Source organism: Streptomyces coryli (assembly GCF_011044975.1).
Classification (GTDB): Bacteria; Actinomycetota; Actinomycetes; order Streptomycetales; family Streptomycetaceae; genus Streptomyces; species Streptomyces coryli.
Map to the genome: position 1 here is coordinate 1 of NZ_JAAKZV010000452.1, position 3,084 is coordinate 3,084.

The window sequence follows — 3,084 nt, forward strand, 5'->3', positions numbered from 1 at the left end:
ACGTGACTGATGGGGCCGGGTCCTGGCCCTCGGTGGCGGGCGGGGTCGCCGCAGTCGGTGGGGCTTCGGGATCGCGGCGTCCGCCCGGCCAGAGCCGGGCATTGCGGGCGGCGCGGTGGCGGCCACGTTCTTGGGAACGGCTCACGGCGCTCCAGTCGGACGGGGGCAGGACACCCCGGGCGGGCCGGAGCCCGGACCGGGGTCGCGGACTGTAGCGCCGCCGCAACCCCCGCCCAAGCGGCATCGTCACTCAGCGTATCCGCGAAGCCCGTACGGACCCCGTTCCGTCAATAGCCAAAGGCCCGGGCGGTGTTCGCCGCGACCGCTCCGGCCAGCACTTCTTCCGTCACCCCGCGCTCCGCGGCCATCGCCCGCAATGTAACCGGAATGAGATACGGAGCGTTAGGCCGTCCGCGGTACGGCACCGGCGTCAGGAAGGGCGCGTCCGTCTCGACGAGGAGCAGATCGAGCGGCGCCACCGCCAGCGCGTCGCGCAGCGGCTGGGCGTTCTTGAAGGTGACGTTCCCGGCGAAGGACATGAAGTAGCCCTTGTCCGCGCAGTGTTGGGCCATCTCCGCGTCGCCGGAGTAGCAGTGGAAGATCACCCGGTCCGGCGCGCCCTCGTCCTCCAGGACGCGTAGCACATCGTCGTGGGCGTCGCGGTCGTGGATGACCAGCGCCTTGCCGCGGCGCTTGGCGATGTCGATGTGGCGGCGGAAGGAGCGCTCCTGGGCCGCCATGCCCTCGGGGCCGGTGCGGAAGTAGTCGAGCCCTGTCTCGCCCACCGCCCGGACCTCGTCGAGCGCCGCGAGGGCGTCGATCTCCTCCAGGGCGGCGTCCAGGGCCGCGTCCCCGCCGCCGGGCCGGGCGCCCTGCCGGGACCACCCGTCGGGGTCGCCGTGGACGATGCGCGGGGCCTCGTTGGGGTGCAGTGCCACCGCCGCCCACACCGGCTCGTACGCCGCCGCCGTCTCCGCCGCCCAGCGCGAGCCCTTCAGGTCGCAGCCGACCTGGATCACGGTCGTGACCCCCACCCCCGCCGCCTTGGCGAGGGCATCGGAGACCGTGCCCTCCTGCATATCCAGGTGGGTGTGCGAGTCCGCCACCGGTACGGAAAGGGGTTCAGGGGCGGGCGGCGCGGACTTGGCGTCCGCGCCGCCCTTGGTCTTGTCCTGGGCCATGTCGCGACTCTAGGGCCTGTCTTTCGGATCTTGTCGGCTGGCACGGAGTAGTGCCAGGTGCGGGCGGGCGTGCGCCTCACTTTGGGCACGGGACCCGGCGAGATCCGAAAGACAGGCCCTTGGTCAGTGCCGCCAGCGGCTCTCTTCCAGGGCGGTGACCGCCGTCCTGACCTGGCCGGAGCGCATGATGCGAACGACGTGCTCCCCGCAGTTCAGGCAGGTCGGCCTGGTCAGCGGCGACGGCACGCGCTCGCCTCCGACGTGGTACGTAACGAACGGCCGGCCTTGGGCATCGGTGTGGTGCCAGATCTCGTAGGACTGCTCCCAGCCGTGGCCGCATTTCATGCAGGCGAACGAATAGGCTTCCGTCACGGGGACGTCACTCATGGGCAGCTCCTTCCCCTACCAGTGGACACCCGATCAGGGGACCGCGCAGCACCTGCTACGCGGCTTTGGCCCAGATTTGGGCGCTGGATAGGAAAAGCCCCCCGCCGGCGGGGAAAGCTTTGCCTTTCGACGCTAGCCCTTTACCTGGCAGTAGGAGCTTTCGCCGCATTCTTTGCCGCGACGACCGCATCGAAGACGTCCCGTTTGGGTACGCCGGATTCCTTGGCCACGGCCGCGATGGCCTCCTTGCGGCGCTCCCCGGCCTCCTCCCGTACGGAAACCATCCGCACCAGATCATCGGCGGTGAGATCGCCGCTCTGCTCCGCCGCGCCCTCCACGACGATCGTGATCTCGCCCCGGACACCCTCGGCGGCCCACTCCGCCAGCTCCTGCAGTGGTGCCCGGCGGATCTCCTCGTACGTCTTGGTGAGCTCCCGGCAGACGGCCGCCCGGCGGTCGCCGCCGAAGGCCTCGGCCATGGCCTCCAGGGTGGCGGCGAGGCGGTGCGGGGCCTCGAAGTACACGAGCGTGCGGCGCTCGCCGGCCGCCTCCTTGAGGCGGGTGCCGCGCTCGCCGGCCTTGCGGGGGAGGAAGCCCTCGAAGCAGAAGCGGTCCACGGGGAGCCCGGAGAGGGCCAGGGCGGTGAGCACGGCGGACGGGCCCGGCACGGCGGTGACGCGGATGTCCTCGGCCACGGCGGCGGCGACGAGGCGGTAGCCGGGGTCCGAGACGGACGGCATCCCGGCGTCGGTGACCAGGAGCACCCGGGCGCCGGAGGCCAGGGCCTCGACCAGCTCGGGCGTGCGGGCGGCCTCGTTGCCCTCGAAATACGAGACGGTGCGGCCCCGCGGCTGCACGTCCAGCGTCTGGGTGAGGCGCTTGAGGCGGCGGGTGTCCTCGGCGGCGATGATGTCGGCGTCGCGCAGCTCGGCGGCGAGCCGGGGCGGGGCGTCGGCGGGGTCGCCGATGGGGGTGCCGGCCAGGACCAGGACGCCGGGGGCGGGGTTCGAGGAGGTGCTCACAGGGCCATCCTCTCGCGCGGGGGAGAATGGCGGCTGCCCGCGCCCGCCTGTGGAGGAGTCCCGCCGTGTCCCGTACGTCCGTGACCGCTCGTGTGCCCGCGAAGGTCAACGTCCAGCTGGCCGTCGGAGGGCGGCGGGAGGACGGCTTCCACGCGCTGGCGAACGTCTTCCTGGCGGTGGGGCTGTACGACGAGGTGACGGCGACCGCCGCCGACGAGCTGCGGGTGACGGTGGCCGGGGCGGACGCGGCGGCGGTGCCCGCCGACCGTACGAACCTGGCCGCCCGCGCGGCGGAGCTGCTGGCGGCGCGGTACGGGCGCCCGCCCGCCGTGCACCTGCACATCGCCAAGGACATCCCGGTCGCGGGCGGCATGGCCGGGGGCAGCGCGGACGCGGCGGCGGCGCTGGTGGCCTGCGACGCGCTGTGGGGGACACAGGCGGCGCGGGAGCTGCTGCTGGAGCTGTGCGCCGAGCTGGGGAGCGATGTGCCGTTC

The 3,084-nt window shown here is 72.9% G+C and carries 4 protein-coding genes; 1 reads left to right on the plus strand and 3 read right to left on the minus strand.

The features are described 5' to 3' along the window. Positions 1-287: 287 nt before the first annotated feature. The 3 genes from G5C51_RS41050 to rsmI all read right to left on the minus strand — a co-directional run bounded on the left by G5C51_RS41050 (position 288) and on the right by rsmI (position 2,590). Positions 288-1,181 (minus strand): TatD family hydrolase, encoded by an 894-nt coding sequence (locus G5C51_RS41050; protein ID WP_165245891.1) that lies wholly within the window; start codon positions 1,179-1,181, stop codon positions 288-290. Between the two features lie 123 nt (positions 1,182-1,304). Then, positions 1,305-1,568 (minus strand): hypothetical protein, encoded by a 264-nt coding sequence (locus G5C51_RS41055; RefSeq protein WP_165245893.1) that lies wholly within the window; start codon positions 1,566-1,568, stop codon positions 1,305-1,307. 140 nt (positions 1,569-1,708) lie between these two features. Beyond that, positions 1,709-2,590, minus strand: coding sequence for a 16S rRNA (cytidine(1402)-2'-O)-methyltransferase (gene rsmI, locus G5C51_RS41060; RefSeq protein WP_165245895.1), 882 nt, complete (start codon positions 2,588-2,590; stop codon positions 1,709-1,711). A gap of 26 nt (positions 2,591-2,616) precedes the next feature. On the opposite strand from rsmI, the gene G5C51_RS41065 reads away from it, so the two are divergent. After that, the coding region (locus G5C51_RS41065) for a GHMP family kinase ATP-binding protein (protein WP_476715159.1) at positions 2,617-3,084 on the plus strand (468 nt) is incomplete at its 3' end.

Bases quoted from the DNA above. Each gene is read 5' to 3' on its own strand.
- G5C51_RS41050 (WP_165245891.1), bottom strand. From the start codon at position 1,181: ATGGCCCAGGACAAGACCAAGGGCGGCGCGGACGCCAAGTCCGCGCCG.
- G5C51_RS41055 (WP_165245893.1), bottom strand. From the start codon at position 1,568: ATGAGTGACGTCCCCGTGACGGAAGCCTATTCGTTCGCCTGCATGAAA.